Here is a 22,668-nt window from a genome sequence, read left to right as displayed (position 1 = left end):
TTAAGAAGTCGTCAATGCTCCTGTTGCGGATCGTTACTCAGTCTAACATTTTGCCATATCTTTAGTTTCATTGCCTACTTCCTTCCTCGTCGCGCCCGCCGTGAGTGCCCTCGGGGCGCCCACCGGCCCCTTCCGGGCCGCCCGTTGACCGCCTCCGATCCCGCCGGGAGCGTCCCCCGTGCACGCCGGCCGTCCGACTCGGCCTAATGTGGTGCCCTGTCACGGCCCCAGGCCCTGGACACGCCCGCCCGCCCCGAAGTCAGGACCGCAAGGACCCAGATGCCCCGCTCGAAGAAGTTCCGGCGCGCCCGTCTGATCGTGATCGTGCTGGTCGTGCTGCTGGTGGCCGGTGTCGGCTACGGCGGCTACCGCGGGGTCACCGCGGTCCGCGCCTCCTTCCCGGAGGTGGACGGCACGGTCAAGGTGGCGGGCCTGAGCGCGCCGGTCGACGTCAAGCGCGACGCCAACGGCATCCCGCAGCTGTACGCGGACACCAGCGAGGACCTGTTCCGCGCCCAGGGCTACGTCCAGGCCCAGGACCGCTTCTGGGAGATGGACGTCCGGCGGCACATCACCGCGGGCCGGCTGTCCGAGATGTTCGGCGACGGCCAGGTCGACACCGACTCCTTCATCCGCACCATGGGCTGGCGGCAGGTGGCGCAGAAGGAGTACGACACCAAGCTCTCGCCGGAGACCAAGAAGTACCTCCAGGCCTACGCGGACGGCGTGAACGCCTGGCTCGCCGAGCACCCCGGCGGGGAGAAGGCCTCGCTGGAGTACGCCATGCTCGGCGCGGTCAACAGCGGCTACAAGCCCGAGCAGTGGACCCCGGTCGACTCGGTGGCCTGGCTCAAGGCGATGGCCTGGAACCTCTCCGGGAACCTCCAGGAGGAGATCGACCGCTCGCTGCTGGCCCAGGACTTCGGCCCGGACAAGATCGCCGAGCTGTACCCGGACTACCCGTACGCCCGCAACGGCACGATCGTGAAGACCGGCACCGTCAACGGCGACACCTACCGCCCGGCCGACGGCTCGACCCCCGCCGGCGCCGCCCCCGGCGCGGGCACCGCCCAGGGCGCGGCCACCACCAAGGCGCTGCTGCAGGGCCTCACCGACCGGATCGACGGGATGCCGCAGCTGCTCGGCCGCCCCGGCCAGGGCATCGGTTCCAACTCCTGGGTGGTCGCCGGCTCGCACACCACCACCGGCAAGCCGCTGCTGGCCAACGACCCGCACCTCGGCCCCGGCCTGCCCTCGGTCTGGTACCAGATGGGCCTGCACTGCCGGACCGCCTCGCCGGCCTGCCAGTTCGACGTCACCGGGTTCACCTTCGCCGGCATGCCCGGCGTGGTGATCGGCCACAACAAGGACGTCGCCTGGGGCTTCACCAACCTGGGCGCCGACGTGACCGACCTCTACCTGGAGAAGGTCACCGGCCCGGACACCTACCAGGTGGACGGCAAGGACGAGAAGTTCGACCTCCGCAAGGAGACCATCAAGGTCGCCGGCGGCGAGGACCGCACCATCACCGTCCGCACCACCCGCACCGGCGCCCCGCTCATCTCGGACGTCAGCACCGAGCAGCAGAACGTCGGCAAGTACGCCCCCAACGGCAGCTCCGCCCCCGACCGCGGCACCGGCGGCTACGGCGTCGCCCTGCAGTGGACGGCGCTGAGCCCGGGCAGGACCATGGACGCGGTCTTCGAACTGGACCGGGCCCGCAACTGGGACGAGTTCCGCGCCGCCGCCAAGGACTTCGCCGTCCCCGCGCAGAACCTGATCTACGCCGACAGCAAGAACATCGGCTACCAGGCCCCGGGCGTCATCCCGGTGCGCGGCAAGGGCGACGGCTCGATGCCGGCCCCGGGCTGGGACTCCTCGTACCAGTGGAAGCCGGACCCGGTCCCCTTCACCGCCCTGCCGTACAGCCTCAACCCGGCGGCCGGCTACATCGTCACCGCCAACCAGGCCGTGGTGGACCCGAGCTACAAGTACAGCCTCACCAAGGACTGGGAGTACGGCACCCGGGCCAAGGAGATCACCGACCAGATCGAGGGCCTGCTCAAGAACAACGGCAAGATCTCGCCGGACGACATGCAGACCCTCCAGCTGGACAACACCAGCATCATGGCCAAGACGCTGGTGCCGCTGCTGCTCAAGCAGCGGATCGACGACCCCTACGTGCGCGAGGCCCAGGACCTGCTCAAGGACTGGAACTTCCACCAGGACGCCGACTCGGCCGCCGCCGCCTACTACAACGGCGTCTGGCGCAACCTGCTCAGCCTGGCCTTCGGGCAGAAGTTCCCGGCCGACATCCGGGCCAAGGACAACTGCCTGCTGGTGCGCCAGCAGGACGACCCGACCAAGCCGGACAGCTCCAGCAAGATCGTCACCCAGTGCGGCACCCGTGACCCGAGCAAGGCCCAGCCGGACGGCGGCGACCGCTGGACCGAGGTCGTGCGCACCCAGCTCGACAAGCCCGACAGCTCCTGGTGGACGTACATCGACTCCGACCACAAGGAGCAGAAGGGCCTGGACAACCTGCTCAAGGAGGCGATGAAGAACGCCCGGCAGGACCTGACCTCGCTGCTCGGCAAGGACATCTCCACCTGGAGCTGGGGCCGCCTGCACAAGCTGGAGCTGCGCGAGCAGACCCTCGGCACCGACAACTCCTCGATCGCCTCCGGCCTCGTCCACAAGCTGCTCAACCGCGGCCCGTACCGCCTCTCCGGCGGCTCGGCGGCGGTCGACGCGGCCGGCTGGAACGCGGCGGCGGGCTACCAGGTGGACTGGATCCCGTCGATGCGGATGGTGGTCGACCTGAACGACCTGGACTCCTCGCGCTGGGTCAACGTCGGCGGCGCCTCGGGCCACGCCTTCCACCAGAACTACAACGACCAGACCGACCTCTGGCTCAAGGGCAAGCTGCTGACCTGGGCCTACACGCCGGACGCGGTCGAGAAGGCCACCAAGCACAAGCTGGTGCTCACCACGGGCTGAGGCCCGTCCCGAGCCCGCGCGGCCCCGCCCTCCTCCCCGGGAGAGCGGGGCCGCCGCCGTTTCAGCCGCCGCCGCCCCGGCCGCCGCCGCCTCAGCCGCCGCCGCCTCAGCCGCCGCTGTCCCGGCCGCCGCCGTCCCGGCCGAGCGCCCGCACCCCGGAGGGCGTGACCGCGAGGTCCACCGGCAGGTCGTGCGGCTCGGCCGGCACCCGCTCCAGCAGCTCGTGCTCGTACAGCAGCACCGCCAGGACCGGCCGCGTCCCGGCCCGCTCCAGCCGGGCCAGCACCCGGTCGTAGCTGCCCCCGCCGCGGCCCAGCCGCAGACCGGCGGCGTCCACCGCCAGGCCCGGCAGCAGCACCACCGAGGCCCCCGTGACGGCCTCCGGCCCGAGCCGCGGCCCGACCGGCTCCAGCAGCCCGCGTCCGGCCGCGGCCAGCGCCGCCGGCCCCGCGTACTCGGCCCAGTCCAGGTCGTTGTCGGGCAGCAGCACCGGCAGCAGCACCCGGACGCCGCTCTCCCGCAGCGCGTCCAGCAGCGGACGCGTCCCGGGCTCCGCGCCCACCGACACGTACGCGGCCACCGTGCTGCCCGGCGCGGCCAGCTCCCGCGCGTGTCCGGCCAGCGCGAGTGCCGCCCGCGCGCGCCCCTCGGCGGTGAGTGCGCGGCGCCGCGTCAACAGCCGTGTCCTCAGGTCGCTTTTCTCGTTGTGCACCGGATCCTCCACGTCCGAAAACCGTGACGCGCAGAGCCTGACACGCGAAAGGGCGCCCCGATTGTCCACCCCGTTGCTGGTCCAGGCCCTGGCCGCGCTGAGCGCCCCCGCGCTGGCCGGCGCCACCGTGCTCGGACTGCGCGCGCGCCGGGAGCGGGCCGGGGCGGCCGCCGACCGGGAACGGCTGACCGGCCGGATCGCCGAACTGGAGGAGCGCTGCGCCGAGCTGGAGCGGACCGCCTCCTGCGACCCGCTCACCGGCGTCTGGAACTACCGCCACCTGCAGCTCACCCTGGACCGGGAGATCGAACGGGCCCGCCGCGCCGAGCACACCGGCCAGGCCGAGGGCCCGCGCCCGCTGGCCGTCCTGCTGCTGGAGATCGCCGGCTTCGACGCGGTGCTCGCCGAGCACGGCCGGGCCCGCGGCAACGCGATACTGCGCGACCTCGCCCAGCGGCTCGCCATGGAGATCCGCCGCGCCGACACCCTGGGCCGCTACAGCGGCGAGGAGTTCCTGGTGGTGCTCCCGGACACCGGCGCCGAGGGCGCCGCGCAGGTCGCCGAGCGGCTGGTCTGGTCGGTGCGCCGGCACCTGCTGCTCGACTGGTCCTCCGGCACCCGGGCGCCCCGTCCGGCCGGGGGCAACGGCCTGACCGCCGCCGTCGGCATCGCCGTGCTCCCCGAGGACGGCGCCCACGCGGCCGTCCTGCTGCGCTCCGCCGACGGGGCCCTGGCCGCCGCCCGCCGCGCCGGCGGCGACTGCTGGCGGCTGGCGCCGGGCCCCGGCCGCCCCGCCGGGCCCCGTGAGCAGCCCGCATCCGGGCCGGAGCGGGCGCCGACTCCCGAACGTGACCGTTCGGAAAAGCCGGGTAGTCTGTCGGCCTGTACCGGAGGGGACCCCCTGGCCCAGCCGGTCGCTTCCCATACGCCCGCCACCGTGGCCGTGCCCCGGGACGTGCTGTCCTAGCCGCCCGACCGCGCTCGGCCGGGCGAAAACGTGCCTGAGTAAGGTAAACGCATGACGACGACCACCTCCCGTATTCCGGTAACCAAGGCCGTGGTACCCGCGGCCGGACTGGGCACCCGCTTCCTCCCGGCGACCAAGGCCACCCCGAAGGAGATGCTGCCCGTCGTCGACAAGCCGGCCATCCAGTACGTCGTCGAGGAGGCCTCCGCCGCCGGCCTCTCCGACATACTGATGGTCACCGGCCGCAACAAGCGCGCGCTGGAGGACCACTTCGACCGCGCCTACGAGCTGGAGGAGCTCCTCGTCCGCAAGGGCGACGAGGACCGCCTGCGCCGGGTCCGCGAGTCCGTCGAGCTGGCCAACATGCACTACGTCCGCCAGGGCGACCCGAAGGGCCTCGGCCACGCCGTCTCCGTCGCGGAGCAGCACGTCGCCGGCCAGCCCTTCGCCGTCCTGCTCGGCGACGACCTGATCGACCCGCGCGACCCGCTGCTCGCCCGCATGATCGAGGTGCAGCAGGAGCTCGGCGGCTCGGTCGTCGCCCTCATGGAGGTCGACCCCTCCCAGATCCACCTCTACGGCTGCGCGGCCGTCAAGGCGAACGGCTTCGGCGAGGACGTCTTCCAGGTGACCGACCTGGTCGAGAAGCCCGAGCCGGGCGAGGCGCCCTCCAACTACGCCGTCATCGGCCGCTACGTCCTCGACCCGCTGGTCTTCGACGTGCTGCGCGAGACCCCGCCCGGCCGCGGCGGCGAGATCCAGCTCACCGACGCCCTGCGCGAGCTGACCACCCGCGACGCCGAGGCCGGCGGCCAGGTGCACGGCGTGCTCTTCAAGGGCCGCCGCTACGACACCGGCGACCGCGCCGACTACCTGCGCGCTATCGTCCGACTGGCCGCCGAACGCGAGGACCTGGGCCCGGAGTTCCGCTCCTGGCTGCGGGAGTTCGTCGGTTCCGAGCTGCAGGACTGATCTCACGACACAGAGAGCGAGCCGCCGATGACCCGGTCCACGGAGCACACCACCACCCCCGCAGCCTGCTGCGACGGGTCCGCGGACCGGGCACCGGCGGCTCCTCGCTTCTGGACGGTGGACGAGCACCGCGCCGACGTCCTGGCCGCGGTCGGCCCGCTGCCCGCGATCGAGCTCCAGCTGCTCGACGCCCAGGGCTGCCGGCTGGAGGAGGACGTGGTCGCCGAGGGCGACCTGCCGCCCTTCGACAACAGCTCGATGGACGGCTACGCCGTCCGCACCGCCGACACCCGGGGCGCCACCGAGGCCTACCCCTCGGTGCTCGCCGTGGTCGGCGACATCGCGGCCGGCGCGGGCGACCTGCCCAGGGTCGGCCCCGGCCGGGCCGCCCGGATCATGACCGGCGCCCCGGTGCCGCCCGGCGCCCAGGCGGTCGCCCCGGTCGAGTGGACCGACGGCGGCACCGGCACCGGGACGGCCGCCGCCGCGATGACCGCGCCGGTGCCGGACGAGGAGGTCCGGGTGCTGCGCCCGGTCGCCGAGGGCGCCCACATCCGCCGCCGCGGCAGCGACGTCGCCGCCGGCACCACCGTCCTGGAGGCCGGCACCCGGCTCGGCCCCACCCAGCTCGGCCTGCTCGCCGCGATCGGCCGGGCCACCGTGAAGGTCCGCCCGCGGCCGCGGGTCGTGGTGCTCTCCACCGGCAGCGAGCTGGTCCAGCCCGGCGAGCCGGTCGGGCCCGGGCAGATCTCCGACTCCAACAGTTTCACCCTCACCGCGGCCGCCCAGGAGGCCGGCGCGATCGCCTTCCGGGTCGGTGCCGTCCCCGACGACGCCGACCGGCTGCGCGCCGTGCTGGAGGAGCAGCTCGGCCGGGCCGACCTGATCGTCACCAGCGGCGGGGTCAGCGTCGGCGCGTACGACGTGGTCAAGGAGGTCTTCGAGTCCTACGGGGGAGTCGACTTCCGCAAGCTGCGGATGCAGCCCGGCAAGCCCCAGGGCTTCGGCCGGATCGGCGGCGCGGCCGGGGTGCCGCTGCTCGCCCTGCCGGGCAACCCGGTGAGCGCCTACATCTCCTTCGAGCTCTTCGTCCGCCCGGTGATCCGCACCATGCTGGGCGCGACCGACGTTCACCGCCCGGTGGTGCGCGCGCTCTGCCCGTCCGCGCTGCGCTCCCCGGCCGGGCGCCGGCAGTTCCTGCGCGGCCGGTACGCGGCGGACGGCACCGTGCGGCCGGTGGGCGCCGCCGACTCGCACCTGGTCGGGGCGCTGGCCCGGGCGAACTGCCTGATCACCGTTCCCGAGGAGGTCACCGAGCTGCCCGCCGGCAGCGAGGTCGACGTGGTGCTGCTGGACTCCTGAGCGTTCCGCGGGCGGCGGGTCAGCAGCGCCCCGAGGCGAGCGGGCGGCGGCAGAGCGGTACGGTAGCGCGGTATTCGACCTGCGCGCCCCTGGAGTTACCCGTGACGACACCGAATCCCGGCGACCGCCTCACCCACGTCGACGACCGGGGCGCCGCCCGGATGGTCGACGTCTCCGAGAAGGCCACCACCGCGCGCACCGCCGTCGCGGCCGGGCGGGTCAGGGTCTCGCCGCGGGTGGTGGCGCTGCTGCGCGGCGAGGGCGTGCCCAAGGGCGACGCCCTCGCGGTGGCCCGGATCGCCGGGATCATGGGCGCCAAGCGGACCCCGGACCTGATCCCGCTCTGCCACCCGATCGCGGTCTCCGGCGTCGAGGTGGACCTCACCGTCGGCGACGACGCGGTCGAGATCACCGCCACCGTGCGGACCGCCGACCGCACCGGTGTCGAGATGGAGGCGCTGACCTCGGTGACGGTCGCCGCGCTGACCGTGATCGACATGGTCAAGGCGGTCGACAAGGGCGCGAGCATCGAGTCCGTCCGGGTGCTCAGCAAGACCGGCGGCAAGAGCGGCGACTGGTTCGCGCCGGAGGTTTCGGCGTGAGCGAGCGGAGCGAGCGAGCCGTCAAGAGGTGCGGATGGGCGAATGCCCCTGCCGAGCGAAGCGAGGTGGGCGCATGAAGGCGCTCGCGGTGACGGTCTCCAACCGGGCCTCGGCCGGGGTGTACGAGGACAAGGGCGGCCCGCTGCTGGTGGCGGGTCTGACCGCGATGGGCTTCACCGTCGACGGCCCGCGGGTCGTCCCGGACGGCGAGCCGGTCGAGGCCGTCCTGCGCGAGGCCGTCGCCGCAGGCTACGACGTGGTGCTGACCACCGGCGGCACCGGCATCTCGCCGATGGACCTCACCCCCGAGATGACCGCCCGGGTGATCGACCGGCAGGTCCCCGGCATCGCCGAGGCCGTCCGCGCGTACGGCCGCGACAAGGTGCCGACCGCGGCGCTCTCCCGCGGGCTGTCCGGGCTCGCCGGACGTACCCTGATCGTCAACCTGCCGGGTTCGACCGGCGGCGTCAAGGACGGTCTGGCCGTCCTGGAGCCGCTGCTCGCGCACGCCGTCGACCAGCTCGGCGGCGGGGACCACCCCCGGCCCGACGCACCGGCTTCCGGGACCGAAGCATCGAGGAGAGGGCACTGAACGCCGGCTGGCCGGTAGAACTCCACGAGGGGGAGGTCGTGCTGCGCCCGATCCGGGCCCGCGACCAGCGCGAGTGGCAGGAGGTGAGCCGCCGCAACCGGGACTGGCTGCGGCGCTGGGAGGCCACCGTGCCGCCCGGCCCGGCCGGCCAGGCCGCCGGGCCCCGCCCGACCTACCGGCAGATGGTCCGCTTCCTGCGCGGCGAGGCCTCGGCGGGCCGGATGCTGCCCTTCGTGGTGCTCCACAAGGGCCAGCTGGTCGGCCAGTTGACCGTCGGCGGGATCACCTGGGGCTCGATGTGCTCGGCCAACGTCGGCTACTGGATCGACGAGGCGGTGGCCGGCCGGGGCATCATGCCGACGGCCGTGGCGCTGTCGGTGGACCACTGCTTCCACACCCTCGGACTGCACCGGATCGAGGTCTGCATCCGCCCGGAGAACGGCCCGAGCCGACGGGTGGTGGAAAAGCTCGGCTTCCGTGCGGAGGGAATGCGCCCGCGCTATCTCCACATCGACGGGGACTGGCGGGACCACCTGGTCTACGCCCTGACCGCCGAGGAGGTCCCGGAGGGGATGCTGGAACGCTGGCGGGCGCTCAGTTCCGGCCGCGAGCCGCGTAATTGAATATTTGTTCGAAAGAAATATCGATATGGCATCGGCGCGGTGGCGGACCGTCACAAACACCGGCAAAATAGTCGGAGAATCAGCTTGATCACACGACACGCCGCGCCAAATTGCTGCCGGGCCTTCCCCGTCGCCCGTACGGTGTGAATCGTGAGCAGTAGCGGCCTTATCTACGCCGTCATCGTAGGGGCCTGGGCCGCCTATCTGGTGCCCATGTGGCTCCGCAGGCAGGACGAACTCAACGAGGCGCGCCCGACGGAACGCTTCAGCACCGCCATCCGCCTGCTGGCCGGGCGTTCGGCGCTGGAGCGACGGGCAGCCCGGGCCCTGGGTGACGAATCGCGTGACGACGAGCACAGCAGCGACGGCCCCCCCGAGCGGGACGCGGCCGACTCCGGCGACCCCGCCGTGCGGGAGCCCGAACCACCGGTGGAGCGGCCGGCCGAACGGCCGGCCCCGGTGCGGCAGGTCGGGTCCGAGCGCCGGGCGCTGCTGCTGGCCCGTCGGCGCCGGATGGTCACCGCCCTCTTCCTGGCCTTCGCGCTCGGCGCGGTGGTCGCCGCGGTGGCGGGCCTGGCCTTCCTCTGGGTCCCGGCCGTGCCGGCGGTCCTGCTCACCCTCTACATCGGCCACCTGCGCAAGTTGGAGCGCCAGCGGTACGAGGTGAAGCTGGACCGCGACCGGGCCGCCCAGGCGGCCGAGCGGCTGCGCCAGCGCGAGCGGCAGCGCGCCGAGGCCCCGGCGGACGACCGGCCGACGGTCGAGGCGCCCGCCCCGGACGACGACGCCCTGCCCGCGCCCGCCGGGCACCGCTCCGGCCGCCGTCCGCACCTGCGGCTGGCCGCCGATCCGGAGCAGGCCACCGTCGCGGTGCCCTCCGCCTCCGCGGTGGCCGAGGCGACCGAGCACGAGGAGTGGGTCGACGGCATGCGCGAGCGCGGTGCGGCCGGCCCCGACTCCTGGGAGCCGGTGCCCGTCCCGCTGCCGACCTACGTCACCGCGCCGGTCGCCCCCCGGGTCTCCCGCGGCCTGGACCTCTCGGCCCCCGGCACCTGGACCGCCGGCCGGCCCGCCGAGTCCCGCACCACCCCGCTGTTCGACCAGTACGCCGAAGCCCCGGCTCCGCAGTCCCGTCCCCGCGCGGCCAACGAATGACCGCCGTGACCGCCCCCGACCAGGGGGGTGGTCACGGACCCCCTCCGAAAGGTGCTAGAGTTTCTTCTCGTTGGGGCTGTGGCGCAGTCCGGTAGCGCACCTCGTTCGCATCGAGGGGGTCAGGGGTTCGAATCCCCTCAGCTCCACCCAACGGACCGGTTCCGACCGGCCCAGCAAATCCCGCCGGGAGTTCAACTCCCGGCGGGATTTCGCGTTTTGACGCCCCGGAAGCCCCGGGCCGCCCGCTCCGTGACCGAGCTCACAGCGCCCCCGCCGGGCGGAATTCGTTGTGCTTCCGGGCCCAGGGGACTCTCAGAGGGGTCGGTTATGGTGGGTGGGCCCAGACGGTGACGAGGGAACGATCTGGTCTATCTCAACGGGGTGCCATCGCGGTGCGCGAGTTCGGTCTGACACGGTGGACGCGACAGGCGGACCCGGAGGGGCCCGAGGGCGGCCCGGCGAGCGGAAGACCGAATTCCTGGACCATCGCGGCGGCCTGCGTGGCCGTGCTGTCGGTGGCGGCCTTCGTCCTCCAGCGCCACCTGCACGGGGCGAACATGGTCGACATGCTCGTCTACCGGGCCGAGGGCCAGGCCGTGGTCAACGGCGACGACCTGTACGCGATGCGGCTGCCCGGTTGGGACCTCCCGGCCACCTACCCGCCGTTCGCCGCGATGCTGTTCGTGCCGAGCACCTGGTTCGACGTGAGCCCGCTGCGGATCCTGGTGACGCTCGGCAACTACGCGCTGCTCGGCCTGGCCGTGCACCTGTCGCTCAAGCTGGCCGGCTGGCCTGCCCGGCGCTACCGGACGGCGGCCACCGTCCTCGCCGCCGGCCTCGCGGTCTGGCTGGAGCCGGTCTACACCACCTTCCAGTACGGCCAGGTCAACCTGGGCATCCTCTGCCTGGTGCTGTGGGACCTCACCCGCCCGGACCGCAGCCGGTCCAAGGGCGTGGGCATCGGCCTCGCCACCGCGATCAAGATCACCCCGGGGCTGTTCACCGTCTACCTGTTCCTGACCGGCCGGACCAGGGCCGCCCTGGTCTCCATCGCCACCTTCCTGGCGGCCGGCCTGGTCGGCTGGGCCGTGCTGCCGGACGCCTCGTACGGGTTCTGGGCCAAGTACCTGTGGGACCCGAGCCGGGTCGGCGTCACCGTGCTGGTCGACAACCAGTCGCTGCGCGGGGCCGTCTGCCGGCTGCTCGACGTCAACGACCCCGGCACGGTCGGGCTGATCGCCTCCGCGCTGGTCGCCACGCTCGGGCTCGGGGTGGCCGTGCTCGCCGGGCGCTCCGCCCGGGTGCTGCGCCGGGCCGACGCCTGGGGCGGCGTCTGCGCCGCCCTCACCGCGCTGCTGGTCTCGCCGATCAGCTGGACCCACCATTGGGTGTGGTGCCTCCCGCTGATCGCCCTGCTGGCCGCGGAGGCCCGCAGCGCCGGCCGGCGGGTGCTGCTCGGCGTGACGCTGGCGGTGTTCCTCTCCCACGTGATGTGGATCGTGCCGCACCGCTGGGGCCGCGGCGTCGCCTGGTACTGGCAGCTGCCCGGCTCGATCTACCCGCCGCTGGCGGTCGCCGTCCTGGTCGTCATCGGCCTGCGGCTGTACCGGGCCCGGCGGCAGGCCGTGGACGCCTCGGCCGGTGCCTGGGCGCTGCTCGGCGCCAAGCTCGACCACGACCCCGACGACCGCAAGCACGACGACGACCGCGACCGCGACCCCGCCCTGAGCAACCGGACCTGACGGACCGGACCTCACGGACCAGAGACGGACCAGAGCCGACGTGACCACCCAGACCGCGACCCCGCCGACGACCCGGGCCGCCGTACCCGCCGCCGCCCGCCGGGCCGCGGCCGTCCTGGGCCCGCCCGCCCGGCGCACCGTGCTGCTCAGCCTGCTGTGCTTCGCGGTGATGTGCGCCATCGGGATGCAGGGCTGGCTCTCCGTCTCGCTCGGCGGCTTCGACCTCGGCATCTTCGACCAGGGCGTGCGCGGCTACGCCCACTTCGGGCTGCCGGTCTCGACGCTGAAGTACTACCACCACGAGTTCCCGCCCGGGTTCTCGCTGCTCGGCGACCACTTCTCCCCGGTCCTGGCGCTGCTCGCGCCGCTGTACTGGATCTGGGACGACCCGCGCTCGCTGATCATCGGGCAGGCGCTGCTGTTCGCGCTCGGGGTGCCGCTGATCCGCCGGATCGCCGCGCACTCCTTCGCCGCCGCCGAGCCGCGCACCGCCCGTCGGGCCGCGGACCTGGCCGGGCTGGTCTACGCGCTCGGCTGGCCGCTGCTGGTCGCCTCCCGGGTCGGCTTCCACGAGGTGGCCTTCGCCGTCCCGCTGACCCTGCTGATGCTGGAGCGCGGCCTGGCCCGCCGCTACGGCACGGTGGTGCTCGCCGCGGTGCTGCTGTGCTGCACCAAGGAGGACCTCGGCCTGCTGGTCGGCGCGTACGGACTGGTGCTGCTGCTGCGCACCCGCCGCACCGGGGACCGCGCGGGGCGCCTGACCGGACTGGGACTGCTGCTCGGCGGCCCCGTCGCCTCGGCGGTGGCGATCAAGTGGCTGATCCCGGCGATGGGCGGCGAGCCGGGCTACTACTGGAACTACAAGGCGCTCGGCGACGACGGCGGCCAGGCGGTCACCCACCTGCTGCACAACCCCTTCCTGCTGGTGCAGACCGCCTTCGACCAGCCGTTGAAGCCGCTGCTGCTGCTCTGGCTGTTCGGCACCGTGTTCCTGCTGCCGCTGCGCTCGGCGACCGTGCTGTGCCTGCTGCCGCTGCTGGCCGAACGGATCCTCTCCAGCAACCCCAACCACTGGTCGATCGCCCGGCACTACGACTCGATGCTCTGGCCGGTCCTGCTGACCGCGAGCCTCGAGGTGCTGGGCCGGCTGAGCGGCACCGGGCGGCCCGAGCGGACCCGGCGACGGGCCCGGCTGCTGGGCCTGGGTACGGTCGGGGTGGCGCTGGTGGCGGCGGTGCCGATCGGGCTGCTGCAACTGGCCGTGCCGTCCTCCTGGGAGCCCAGGGCGAGCGAGGCCGCGCTGGTCCGCGCGGCCTCGCTGATCCCGGACGGCGCCTCGGTGGAGGCCGACAACCAGATCGCGCCGCGGCTGACCGCCCGGACGGACGTGGTGCTGGTGGACGGGACACCGCGCGGGCGCGAGTACGTGCTGACCCGCTCCGACAAGCGGTCCTTCCCCTTCAAGACCGACAAGGAGCAGGCCGACCGGATCCAGCTGCTGCTGGCGCACGGGTACCGGCAGCTCTGGGCCGAGGACGGGGTGGTGCTGCTGCACCGCGAGGGCGACCAGCCGATCCCCGGTGAGCACGTGCCGGGGCCGGGCAGCAAGCCGGTCCAGGACGAGGTGCCGTCCGACGTGGGGCACAACCTGTTCAAGGGCTGATCCGCGCGCCGTCACGGGCCGGTCCGCGTACCGTCCGCCCGGACGACGGCCACCGGGCAGGGCGCGTGGTGCAGGCAGTACTGGGCGACGGTGCCCAGCGGGGCGTCCGGCGGGGTGGAGTGGCCGCGGTTGCCGAGGACGAGCAGGGCGGCGCCGGCCGCGGCGGCGACCAGGGCGGGCCCGGGCGGCCCGGCCTTGAGCCGGCGGTCCAGCCGGAGACCGCAGTCCAGCCGGAGACCGCAGTCGGCGGCCGCCTCGTCGAGGATCTCCGCGGCGCGGCGCTCCGGTTCGAAGCCGTCCAGGGCCGGCGGCACCAGGCCGTGCTCGCCGAACAGGGAGGGGAAGTCCCAGACCGCCACCGCCTCCAGCGGGCCGCCGGTGCGGCGGGCCAGGCGGGCCGCCCAGCGGACCGCGGCGCGGGCGGGGGCGGAGCCGTCCACGCCGACCACGATCCGGCCGCGCGGCTGCACCCTTCGATCGTAGACGCGGTCGAGGGCCGGCCGGAAGGTGTCCGGCCGGCCCTCGACGGGTGGGGCCGGGACTACGGGCGCTCGGCGTAGTGGCCGTGCTGGTGGTGCGAGCCCTGGGGCGGGACGGCGCCGTGGTGGCCGGGGCGGTGGCCGCGCGGGTGCCGGGTCAGGTGGTAGCCGAGGATGCCGGCCAGGGCGGCCAGGAAGCCGCCGCCGATGGTCCAGTACCAGCGGCTGTTCCAGCCGGAGAACCAGCCGGTGTACCAGTGGTCCTGCTCCGCGACCGGGGCCGCGGCCCGGGCCGTGCTCGCGCCGCCGCCGACCGGCGGGACCAGCGGCGCCTTGAGCGCGCCGCCCTCGGGCTGGGCGTTGTCGGCGTTGCCCTTGGCGGCGACGTGCAGCTGGGTGGTGGCGGCCAGGCCGAGGTCGGGCTGCGGGGCGTCGGTGACCGAGAGCCGGACGTAGTAGGTGCCGGGCAGCGGGTCGCCGGACCACGGCTCGGCCCAGGTGCGGACCTCGCGCAGGGTGCAGTTCAGCGCCAGCGAGGTGGTGTTCTGGTCGCCGGTGGCGTTCTGGGTGCCGGCGGTGCAGGCCTGGCGGCGGCGCAGCCCGTCGAAGACCTCGACGCTCCAGGTCTGCGGGCCGTGCCGGTCGGCGGCCGGGGCCAGGTTGACGGTCAGGCTGACCGTCGGGGTCTGGCCCTCGGAGGCGCCGAACGCCCAGTAGAGGTAGTCGCCGGTGGAGACGGCGACATCGGCGTCCTGGCCGGGGGAGAGGTTGACCGCGGTCAGGAAGGAGGTGCCGGCCTTGGTGGCCGGGGCCGGGGTGCCGCTCGCGGTCGCCGTCGGGGACGGCGAGGCGGCGGAGGCGGCCGGGGCGCCCAGCGCGAGGGCGGGCAGCAGGGCGAGGGCGGCGAGGGCGCCGCGGATCGTCGTACGCATGATCAGTTCTCCCGCCAGACGGCGATCCGCCAGCGTGCGATCCAGCCGGCGAGCAGGCCGAGGACCAGGCCGGCCAGGGTGAGGGTGAGCAGCAGGATCCAGCCGCGGCCGAGGCCCATGGCGGCGCCCTCGGGGGCGGGCGAGGCGGAGGCGAGGTCCACGGTCAGCTCCAGCGGCATGCCGGGGTCGGCCTGGACGCCGGACTGCGGGGCCAGCGAGTTGCTGACCACCAGGCAGACGGTGGTGTCCGGCTTGTCCTTCGCGGAGGCGGTGGGGCTCGCGGTGACGTAGCCCTTGGAGTCGTTGGTGGACCAGCGCAGGCCGGTGGAGATCACGTCGGCGCGGGCGCTGCCGGCGTCGGTGCCGCGGACCAGTTCCTGGCCGGCGGCGCTGGTGGCCTGGAGCAGGACGCCGTAGTCCCGGGCCACCGCGCGGTCGAGGCCGACGCTGACCGAGGCGCGCAGTTCCTGGCCGGACTTGACCGGGACCTTGTAGACGCGGTGCTCGGAGAACTTCTCCCGGTCGCTGTAGACGCCGGGGGTGAGCACCGGGGCGCTCTCGCACTTGTCGGTGCCGGCGGTCTTGGACGGGGTCACCGTGTAGGTGTCGTTGGAGCGGTCGACCAGCTGCTTCACCTTGTCGGTGAGCTGCTGGGGGGTGCGGACGTCGGTGTAGGTGCCGCCGGTCGCGTTGGCGATGCAGAGCAGCTGCTGGCGGGTCTTGTCGTCGTGCGCCAGGCCGAGGGTGTCGACCACCAGGTGGATGCCCTGGGAGGCGAGTTCGCGGGCGACGTCGCACGGGTCGGGCGGGGTGCAGGTGTCCTCGCCGTCGGTGATCAGGACGATCCGGCGGGTGGCGTCGCCCTTGCCGAGGTCCTGGGCCGCGCCGCGCAGGGCGAGGCCCATCGGGGTCCAGCCGGTGGGGCGCAGGGTGGCGACCGCGGTCTTGGCCTCGACCTTGTTGGTCTTTCCGACCGGGAAGAGCTGCTTGGTGTCCTGGCAGCCGATGTTCTTGTCGTTGCCGGGGTAGGTGGCGCCGAGGGTGCGGATGCCGAACTCGGTCTCCGCGGGCAGGGCGTCGATCACCTCGTTCAGCGAGTTCTGGGCCACCGAGATGCGGCTCTTGCCCTGGATGTCGGCGGTGTTCATGGAGCCGCTGACGTCCAGGATCAGGTCGACCTTGGGGGCCTCCTTCGGTGCGGGGGAGGCGCCGGCTGATGGTTCGTCGGCGTGGGCGGGCAGGCCGAGGAGCAGCGAGGCGCCCGTTATCGCCAGGGCGGCCAGCAGGCTGCCGAGCCTGGTCTTCGGTCGTCGTCCGGTATTCACCCGGCCGATCCTAGGGATCATCAGTTCGTCAAGGCCAAACGAGACCGGACGGTGCACCCGCCCGCCCCGGCGTGAACTCCGGCGTGCGGGGCAGGGTTTGCCGGACGCGGTGCTGACGTCGGCCTTACCCGCGCTGGATAGCCTTCGGGGGACCGGAGGGAGGCGGGGTGCGGATGGAGCTGGCCGCGGTCGGCAAGCGGTACGGGCGGGGCGGGCGGTGGATCCTGCGGGACGTCGGACTGGTCGTGGGGCCGGGGGAGTTGGTGCGGATCTCCGGGGCGAACGGGAGCGGCAAGTCGACGCTGCTGCGGCTGGCGGCCGGGATCGAGCGGCCGAGCACCGGCCGGGTGGTGCGGCCCGGGTCGGCGGCGTACGTGCCGGAGCGGTTCCCGCCGGCGCTGCCGTTCGACGCGGCCTCGTACCTGGTGCGGGTGGGCCGGGTGCACGGGCTGTCGGCGGGGGAGGCGCGGCGGCGGTCGGGGCAGTGGCTGGACCGGTTCGGCATCGCGGACCGGGCGGGCACCCCGTTGAGCCGGCTGTCCAAGGGCACCTGTCAGAAGGTGGCGGTGGTGCAGGCGTTGATCGCCGAGCCTCGGGTGCTGCTGCTGGACGAGGCCTGGACCGGGCTGGACCCGCGGGCGCGGGCGGTGCTGGACGACGCGGCCGCCGAGCGGGCGGCGGCGGGTGGCGCGGTGCTGTTCGTGGACCACGACCCGGCCCGGCTGGCAGGGCGGACCAGCGCCGCCTACCGTGTGGGCGCGGACGGCGGGCTGCGGCCGGTCGGGGAGCCGGTGCCGGCGCTGGACGGGGGGCCGGTGGTGGAGGTCGAGGTGGACCTCGCGGACGGTGCCCCGCTGCCGCGGCGGCTGCCCGGCGGGCCGGTGGTGACCGCGCTGGACGGTACGGCGGTGCGGCTGGAGGTGCCGGCCGGGCACTCGGACGCCCTGCTGCGCGGCCTGCTGCTGAGCCGCCCGGCGCTGCGGGTGCTGGCGGTGCGCCGACGGGAGGAGGGGTGATGGGGCAGGTCGGGGCGCTGACCCGGTACCACCTGGAGCTGCTGGTGCGCTCGCACGCCTGGCTGCCGCCGTTCCTGGCGTTCGCGCTGGTGCTGGTGGTCGGGGTGACGCCGGGTGATCCGCTGCTGGGCGGGCTCGGGTTCGGGGCGGGGCTGCTGGTGCCCGTGAGCGCCTGGTGCGTGCGCGGTGTGCTGACGGCCGAGCCGCCGGCCTCGCGGGCCTGCCTGGTGGCGGTGGCGGGCCCGGTGCGGGTGCACCTGGGGGCGCTGCTGGCGGCGGTGACGGCGGGGCTGCTGCTGGCGGTGGGCGAGGTGGCGGCGCTGTGGTGGGTCGGCGGCGCGGTGGCCGACCCGGGGGCGGGGCGGGAGCCGGGTGTCGGCCGGGCGCTGCTGGCCGGGCTGGTGGCCTCGGTGGTCTGCGTGCTGCTGGGGGCGTCGGCCGGGGTGCTGGGCAACCGTCCGGTGCTGGTCCGCTCGCCGTACGGGATCCTGGCGGCGCTGGGGTCGGCCGCGGCGGCGCTGGTGCTGCCGGGTTCGCCGGCCAACGCGGCGGTGCGCGGGGTGGTGACGGCGGCCCGGACCGGGCGGGTGGCCGTGCCCTGGGGTGAACTGCTGCTCTCCGTCGTGCTGTTGGCCGTGTTCGGGGCGGGGGCGGCGGTGCTGGCCGGGCGGCGGCCGGAGTGAGGTGCGGCGGGCACGGTCGTGGCAAAGGCGGACACACCGTGGCAAAGAGTCGATATATATGGATAGTGCTCGTTAGGGTGACGAACCGGGGCACCGGTGTCCGGACCCGGTCGGCCCCTTCGACTCCCGCCTCCCCCAGGACGGTCCGTGGCGACACCCTCCGCCGTGACGAGATCCGCGGCCCGGCCGGTCCGGCCGGTGCGGCCCCGGCGCACCACCGAGCTGGTGCTGGTGCTGGCCGCCGTCCTGATCGCCGTGTTCGGCTACGTCGAGGTCGGGGTGAACCTCGACGGGCGGGCGCCCGCCGACGCCGCCCAGTACGGGGCGGCGCTCGGCGTACTCGCCCTGGCGGCGCACGGCGCGGTCCGCCTGCGGGCCCGGTACGCGGACCCGCTGCTGCTGCCGATCGCGGTGCTGCTGAACGGGATCGGCCTGGTGGTGATCTACCGCCTGGACCGGGCCACCCCCGGCCGGGAGGCCGCCTCCACCCAGCTGCTCTGGTCGGCCCTGGGGGTGGGACTGTTCACCGCCGTGCTGCTGCTGGTGCGCGACCACCGGCGGCTGCGCCGCTACGCCCACGTCGGGGCGCTGCTGGCGCTGGTCCTGCTGGTGCTGCCGATCCTCTTCCCGCCGGTGTACGGCTCGCGGATCTGGATCGTGGTCGGGCCGCTGTCCTTCCAGCCGGGGGAGTTCGCCAAGATCCTGCTGGCGGTCTTCTTCGCCGCCTACCTCGCGGTGCACCGGGACGCGCTGGCGCTCACCGGCCGCCGGGTCTGGCGCTGGCAGCTGCCGCGCGGGCGGGTGCTCGGGCCGGTGCTGCTGATCTGGGCGGCCTTCGTCGGGGTGCTGGTGCTGGAGACCGACCTCGGGACGGCCCTGCTGTACTTCGGGCTGTTCGTGGTGATGCTCTACGTGGCCACCGCGCGCACCGGCTGGATCGCGATCGGGCTGGGCCTGGCGGCGGTCGGCGCGGTGACGGTGGGCTGGCTCTCGCCGCACGTGCACAGCCGGGTGGTGGACTGGCTGGACCCGCTGGGCTCGATCGCGGCGGGCCGGGGCGCCAACCAGATCGCCCAGTCGCTGTTCGCCTTCGCCTGGGGCGGTGAGCTGGGCACCGGGCTGGGCGACGGGCACTCGGTGCTGATCGGTTTCGCCGCCAAGTCGGACTTCATCCTCGCCACCATCGGCGAGGAGCTCGGCCTGACCGGGCTGTTCGCCGTGTTCCTGCTGTACGCGGTGCTGGTCTCGCGCGGCTTCCGGACCGGCATCGCGCTGCGCGACCCGTTCGGGCGGCTGCTGGCGATCGGGCTGGCCGCGATCGTCGGCCTCCAGGTGTTCGTGGTGGCGGGCGGGGTGCTGGCGCTGATCCCGCTGACCGGGATGACGATGCCGTTCATCGCCCAGGGGGGTTCGTCGGTGGTGACCAACTGGATCATCGTGGCGCTGCTGGTGCGGATGAGCGACGACGCCCGGCGGCCGGTCCCCGCGCCCGCGCCGCTCCCCGTGACCGCGCCCGGGACCGCGCCCGTGACCGGTCCGGAGCAGGGGCCCGGCGCCGGGCCGGAGGCGCGGTGATGGCCGGCCTCGGGCCGCGGGGCAACGGGCCGCAGGGGCTGCCCGGGATCTCGGTCACCGGGCGCCGGGCGGCCACCTTCTGCCTGCTGCTGGTCGGGGCGCTGTGCGTGCAGGCCACCCGGGTGCAGGTCTTCGAGGCCCGGGACCTGGACCGCAACAGCGCCAACCAGCGGCTGGTCGTCGAGCGCTACGCCCGCCCGCGCGGGGACATCCTGGTCGACGGGCAGCCGGTGACCGGCTCCCGGCCCACCGGCGGCCGGTACGCCTACAAGCGCACCTACGCCGACGGGACGACGTACGCCGCCGTCACCGGCTTCTCCTCCCAGGCGTACGGCAACAGCCAGCTGGAGGGCACCGAGGACGGCCTGCTGAACGGCACCGACGGCCGGCTGACCGGCTGGTCGCTCCGGGACGCGCTCACCCGCCGGCGCAGCCCCGGCGGGAACGTCCTCACCACGATCGACCGGGCCGCCCAGCAGGCCGCGGTGCGCGGGCTCGGCGACCAGAAGGGCGCGGTGGTCGCGATCGAGCCGGCCACCGGGCGGATCCTGGCGCTGGCCAGCACCCCCTCCTACGACCCGGGCGACTTCGCCGGCTCGGCGGGGGCCGACCAGACGGCCTGGAACCGGCTGCAGGCCGACCCCGACCAGCCGATGCTCAACCGGGCGCTGCGCCAGACCTACCCGCCGGGCTCGACCTTCAAGGTGGTCACCGCCGCGGCGGCGCTGGCGGCCGGGGTGGTGACCGACCCGGACGCGCCGACCGACGCGCCCTTCCCGTACGTGCTGCCGGGGACGACCACGCCGCTGGTGAACGACAGCGCGGCCTGCGACCGGCCCGGGCTGTCGCTGGACGCGGCGATGACCGCCAGCTGCAACAGCGTGCTGGGCCACCTGGGGGTGCGGACGGGGGTGGAGAGGCTGGTGGCGACGGCCGAGGGCTTCGGCTTCAACGACCCGAAGCTGGACGTGCCGGTGCGCCCGGCCCGGTCGAACGTCGACACCGCGATGGACCCGGCGCAGCTGGCGCTCTCCTCGATCGGGCAGTTCGACACCGCGGCCACCCCGCTGGTGATGGCGATGGTCGCGGCCGGGGTCGCCAACGACGGGACGGTGATGCGGCCGCGGCTGGTGGACCGGCTGACCAGGGGCGACGGCACCGTGGTCGAGGTGCGCGGGCCGGCCGTGTACCGGCAGGCGCTGACCCCGGCGGTGGCCGGGCAGCTGCGGAAGCTGATGACGGACGTGGTGGAGAACGGCACCGGCGGCAACGCCCGGATCCCCGGGGCGGTGGTCGGCGGCAAGACCGGTACCGCCCAGCACGGGGTGGACAACAGCGGGACGCCGTACGCCTGGTTCATCTCCTGGGCCGCGCCGGCCGGTTCGGCCGCCGTGGCGCCGGTCGCGGTGGCGGTGGTGGTCGCGGACAGTGACGCCACGGACGTCACGGGTGGCGCGCTGGCCGCCCCGATCGCCCGCTCGGTGATGCGGGCGGTGCTCGGCCGCTGACTCGGACAGGGGTGCTGACCTGGTCTTTTATCCGATGCCCGGAAGATCCGCCGCGTGCGAAGTGTCCGGTTTGTGAGCTCTGGTGCGCCGATTCGTACAATGCGCGGATCGGTATTGTTTGTTTGCGACACTGGCGCCTTTGCCGGGTACTGTCCCATGTTTGTTCGGTTGGTCCCCGAAGTCACCCCCCAGTACTCGGAGTGACCGGCCACCAGGACACCCTCCCCCGCCCAGAAGGACAGCAGTTTTGGCCAGCAACACCCTCGGTGCGCGTCTGCTGCGCCGCAAGCCCGTCTCGACCCTGCTCGCCGAGAGCGAGGGCCACGGCCTTCCGGCCGGCGCACCCGAGGAGGGCGGCCGCTCCGGCATCCACCTGCGCCGCTCGATCGGGCTCTGGCAGCTGTCCGCGATCGGCATCGGCGCCACCATCGGCACCGGCATCTTCTTCGTGCTCAACACGGCGGTGCCGTCGGCCGGTCCGGCGGTCATCCTGTCCTTCGTGATCGCCGCGGTCACCGCCGGGCTCACCGCGCTCTGCTACGCCGAGATGGCCTCCGCGATCCCGGTCTCCGGCTCCTCGTACTCCTACGCCTACGCGACCCTCGGCGAGGGCGTCGCCTTCGGCGTCGGGATCTGCCTGCTGATGGAGTACGGCGTCTCCGCCTCGGCCATCGCGGTGACCTGGGCCGAGTACCTGAACAAGTTCTTCGACCTGGCCTTCGGGTTCAAGATCCCCGAGCAGCTCTCCGGCGCGCCGGACAGCACCCACTGGTTCAACCTGCCGGCGCTGCTGCTGGTCGCCATGGTCTGCTTCCTGCTGATCCGCGGGGTCAGCGAGTCGGTGAAGGTCAACGCCGCCATGGTCGCGGTCAAGATCGTGATCCTGCTGCTGTTCATCGGCGTCGCGCTCACCGGCTTCCACTCCGGCAACCTGACCCCGTTCATGCCGCTCGGCATCGGCGGCGTGCAGGTCGCCGCGTCCAGCATCTTCTTCTCCTTCATCGGCCTGGACGCCGTGTCCACCGCCGGTGAGGAGGTCAAGAACCCGCGCCGGACCATGCCGATGGCGATCATCATCTCGCTGGTCGTGGTGACCCTGCTCTACATCCTGGTCGCGCTGGCCGGCATCGGCGCCCAGCCGTGGCAGAAGTTCGACGGCCAGGAGGCCGGGCTCGCCCAGATCCTCCAGGACATCACCGGCCAGAGCTGGCCCGCGATGATCTTCGCGGTCGGCGCGATCGTCTCGATCTTCAGCATCACGCTGGTGGTGATCTACGGGCAGACCCGCATCCTCTACTCGATGGGCCGCGACGGCCTGCTGCCCAGGCGCTTCGCCGAGCTCTCCCCGCGCACCGGCACCCCGGTCTGGAACACCCTGGTGGTCGGGCTCGGCGTGGGCGCGCTGGCCGCGTTCATCCCGCTGAACGTGCTGGCCGACATCACCAGCCTGGGCACCCTGATCGCCTTCTCGGTGGTCTCGATCGGCGTGATCGTGCTGCGCCGCACCCAGCCCGACCTGCCGCGCGGCTTCAAGGTCCCCGGCTACCCGGTCGTCCCGCTGCTCAGCGTCGGCTTCTGCGTCTACCTGATCACCGGCCTGCACGCCGACACCTTCCGGGCCGGGGCGATCGCCCTCGCCGTCGCCCTGGTCGTCTACTTCGGCTACAGCGTCAAGCACTCCCGCCTGGAGCGCGCCGAGCAGCCGGCCGTCCCGAGCGGGACCGGCACCGGCTGACCAGGGCGTCGGCCGCCGGGCCGTT

General features: G+C 73.8%; 19 protein-coding genes and 1 tRNA gene. 16 read left to right on the top strand and 4 right to left on the bottom strand.

Annotated elements, in window-relative coordinates; translation table 11 throughout:
- The first annotated feature begins 279 nt into the window (after nucleotides 1–279).
- Nucleotides 280–3,000 carry a penicillin acylase family protein gene (locus tag ACFC1T_RS27640; RefSeq protein WP_375892762.1) on the top strand — a complete coding sequence of 907 codons (2,721 nt, stop codon included), beginning with the start codon at nucleotides 280–282 and terminating at the stop codon, nucleotides 2,998–3,000.
- 106 nt (nucleotides 3,001–3,106) lie between these two features.
- Here the strand turns inward: ACFC1T_RS27640 and ACFC1T_RS27635 are convergent, their stop codons facing one another.
- A complete protein-coding gene (locus tag ACFC1T_RS27635) occupies nucleotides 3,107–3,676 on the bottom strand; it encodes a 5-formyltetrahydrofolate cyclo-ligase (RefSeq protein WP_375892760.1) in 570 nt (189 codons plus the stop codon).
- A gap of 97 nt (nucleotides 3,677–3,773) precedes the next feature.
- Between ACFC1T_RS27635 and ACFC1T_RS27630 the strand changes: the two genes are divergently transcribed.
- From ACFC1T_RS27630 to ACFC1T_RS27585, 10 genes are all read left to right on the top strand, one after another.
- The gene (locus ACFC1T_RS27630) at nucleotides 3,774–4,679 is read left to right on the top strand and encodes a GGDEF domain-containing protein (protein WP_375892758.1); all 906 of its coding nucleotides are present in this window, start codon (nucleotides 3,774–3,776) and stop codon (nucleotides 4,677–4,679) included.
- 51 nt (nucleotides 4,680–4,730) lie between these two features.
- The gene (gene galU / locus ACFC1T_RS27625) at nucleotides 4,731–5,651 is read left to right on the top strand and encodes a UTP--glucose-1-phosphate uridylyltransferase GalU (RefSeq protein ID WP_270144670.1); all 921 of its coding nucleotides are present in this window, start codon (nucleotides 4,731–4,733) and stop codon (nucleotides 5,649–5,651) included.
- 27 nt (nucleotides 5,652–5,678) lie between these two features.
- Entirely contained in the window at nucleotides 5,679–7,013 is a 1,335-nt protein-coding gene (glp, locus tag ACFC1T_RS27620) for a gephyrin-like molybdotransferase Glp (RefSeq protein WP_375892756.1), read from the top strand.
- Between the two features lie 161 nt (nucleotides 7,014–7,174).
- Entirely contained in the window at nucleotides 7,175–7,615 is a 441-nt protein-coding gene (gene moaC, locus ACFC1T_RS27615; RefSeq protein WP_375892822.1) for a cyclic pyranopterin monophosphate synthase MoaC, read from the top strand.
- Nucleotides 7,616–7,688: 73 nt separating this feature from the next.
- Complete coding sequence (locus tag ACFC1T_RS27610) at nucleotides 7,689–8,207, top strand: molybdenum cofactor biosynthesis protein B (protein WP_375892755.1); 519 nt, start codon at nucleotides 7,689–7,691, stop codon at nucleotides 8,205–8,207.
- Between the two features lie 38 nt (nucleotides 8,208–8,245).
- Nucleotides 8,246–8,830, top strand: a complete 585-nt coding sequence (locus ACFC1T_RS27605; RefSeq protein WP_375892754.1) for a GNAT family N-acetyltransferase — start codon at nucleotides 8,246–8,248, stop codon at nucleotides 8,828–8,830.
- 150 nt (nucleotides 8,831–8,980) lie between these two features.
- Nucleotides 8,981–9,985, top strand: a complete 1,005-nt coding sequence (locus ACFC1T_RS27600; RefSeq protein WP_375892752.1) for a hypothetical protein — start codon at nucleotides 8,981–8,983, stop codon at nucleotides 9,983–9,985.
- 72 nt (nucleotides 9,986–10,057) lie between these two features.
- Nucleotides 10,058–10,131: transfer RNA gene (locus ACFC1T_RS27595), tRNA-Ala, on the top strand.
- A 354-nt stretch (nucleotides 10,132–10,485) separates the two neighbouring features.
- Nucleotides 10,486–11,727, top strand: coding sequence for a glycosyltransferase 87 family protein (locus tag ACFC1T_RS27590; protein ID WP_375892751.1), 1,242 nt, complete (start codon nucleotides 10,486–10,488; stop codon nucleotides 11,725–11,727).
- A gap of 40 nt (nucleotides 11,728–11,767) precedes the next feature.
- The gene (locus tag ACFC1T_RS27585; RefSeq protein ID WP_375892749.1) at nucleotides 11,768–13,390 is read left to right on the top strand and encodes a DUF2079 domain-containing protein; all 1,623 of its coding nucleotides are present in this window, start codon (nucleotides 11,768–11,770) and stop codon (nucleotides 13,388–13,390) included.
- A gap of 11 nt (nucleotides 13,391–13,401) precedes the next feature.
- On the opposite strand, the gene ACFC1T_RS27580 is transcribed toward ACFC1T_RS27585, so the two are convergent.
- The 3 genes from ACFC1T_RS27580 to ACFC1T_RS27570 form a co-directional block, all read right to left on the bottom strand.
- A complete protein-coding gene (locus tag ACFC1T_RS27580) occupies nucleotides 13,402–13,860 on the bottom strand; it encodes a universal stress protein (RefSeq protein WP_375892747.1) in 459 nt (152 codons plus the stop codon).
- A gap of 71 nt (nucleotides 13,861–13,931) precedes the next feature.
- Nucleotides 13,932–14,801 (bottom strand): peptidase, encoded by an 870-nt coding sequence (locus tag ACFC1T_RS27575; RefSeq protein ID WP_375892745.1) that lies wholly within the window; start codon nucleotides 14,799–14,801, stop codon nucleotides 13,932–13,934.
- Between the two features lie 2 nt (nucleotides 14,802–14,803).
- On the bottom strand, nucleotides 14,804–16,126 hold the full coding sequence (locus tag ACFC1T_RS27570; protein ID WP_375892743.1) for a VWA domain-containing protein: 1,323 nt from the start codon (nucleotides 16,124–16,126) through the stop codon (nucleotides 14,804–14,806).
- A gap of 173 nt (nucleotides 16,127–16,299) precedes the next feature.
- Between ACFC1T_RS27570 and ACFC1T_RS27565 the strand changes: the two genes are divergently transcribed.
- From ACFC1T_RS27565 to ACFC1T_RS27545, 5 genes are all read left to right on the top strand, one after another.
- Nucleotides 16,300–17,142 (top strand): ATP-binding cassette domain-containing protein, encoded by an 843-nt coding sequence (locus ACFC1T_RS27565; RefSeq protein WP_375892742.1) that lies wholly within the window; start codon nucleotides 16,300–16,302, stop codon nucleotides 17,140–17,142.
- Nucleotides 17,142–17,825 (top strand): ABC transporter, encoded by a 684-nt coding sequence (locus tag ACFC1T_RS27560; protein WP_375892740.1) that lies wholly within the window; start codon nucleotides 17,142–17,144, stop codon nucleotides 17,823–17,825. The genes ACFC1T_RS27565 and ACFC1T_RS27560 overlap by 1 nt, the downstream gene beginning before the upstream one ends.
- A 165-nt stretch (nucleotides 17,826–17,990) precedes the next feature.
- The gene (locus ACFC1T_RS27555; RefSeq protein WP_375892739.1) at nucleotides 17,991–19,400 is read left to right on the top strand and encodes an FtsW/RodA/SpoVE family cell cycle protein; all 1,410 of its coding nucleotides are present in this window, start codon (nucleotides 17,991–17,993) and stop codon (nucleotides 19,398–19,400) included.
- Entirely contained in the window at nucleotides 19,400–20,908 is a 1,509-nt protein-coding gene (locus tag ACFC1T_RS27550; protein WP_375892738.1) for a penicillin-binding transpeptidase domain-containing protein, read from the top strand. The genes ACFC1T_RS27555 and ACFC1T_RS27550 overlap by 1 nt, the downstream gene beginning before the upstream one ends.
- 247 nt (nucleotides 20,909–21,155) lie before the next feature.
- Nucleotides 21,156–22,643, top strand: a complete 1,488-nt coding sequence (locus ACFC1T_RS27545; RefSeq protein WP_375892737.1) for an amino acid permease — start codon at nucleotides 21,156–21,158, stop codon at nucleotides 22,641–22,643.
- The last annotated feature ends 25 nt before the right edge of the window (nucleotides 22,644–22,668 follow it).

The organism is Kitasatospora sp. NPDC056076, assembly GCF_042266305.1.
GTDB lineage: Bacteria > Actinomycetota > Actinomycetes > Streptomycetales > Streptomycetaceae > Kitasatospora.
The sequence above is the reverse complement of the archived record's forward strand: the minus strand, read 5'-3'. Positions and strand labels throughout refer to the sequence as shown.

Coding starts and splice junctions, on each gene's coding strand:
- glp (WP_375892756.1), top strand. CDS start 5,679: ATGACCCGGTCCACGGAGCACACCACCACCCCCGCAGCCTGCTGCGAC.
- galU (WP_270144670.1), top strand. CDS start 4,731: ATGACGACGACCACCTCCCGTATTCCGGTAACCAAGGCCGTGGTACCC.
- moaC (WP_375892822.1), top strand. CDS start 7,175: ATGGTCGACGTCTCCGAGAAGGCCACCACCGCGCGCACCGCCGTCGCG.
- ACFC1T_RS27640 (WP_375892762.1), top strand. CDS start 280: ATGCCCCGCTCGAAGAAGTTCCGGCGCGCCCGTCTGATCGTGATCGTG.
- ACFC1T_RS27550 (WP_375892738.1), top strand. CDS start 19,400: ATGGCCGGCCTCGGGCCGCGGGGCAACGGGCCGCAGGGGCTGCCCGGG.
- ACFC1T_RS27575 (WP_375892745.1), bottom strand. CDS start 14,801: ATGCGTACGACGATCCGCGGCGCCCTCGCCGCCCTCGCCCTGCTGCCC.
- ACFC1T_RS27610 (WP_375892755.1), top strand. CDS start 7,689: ATGAAGGCGCTCGCGGTGACGGTCTCCAACCGGGCCTCGGCCGGGGTG.
- ACFC1T_RS27565 (WP_375892742.1), top strand. CDS start 16,300: ATGGAGCTGGCCGCGGTCGGCAAGCGGTACGGGCGGGGCGGGCGGTGG.
- ACFC1T_RS27560 (WP_375892740.1), top strand. CDS start 17,142: ATGGGGCAGGTCGGGGCGCTGACCCGGTACCACCTGGAGCTGCTGGTG.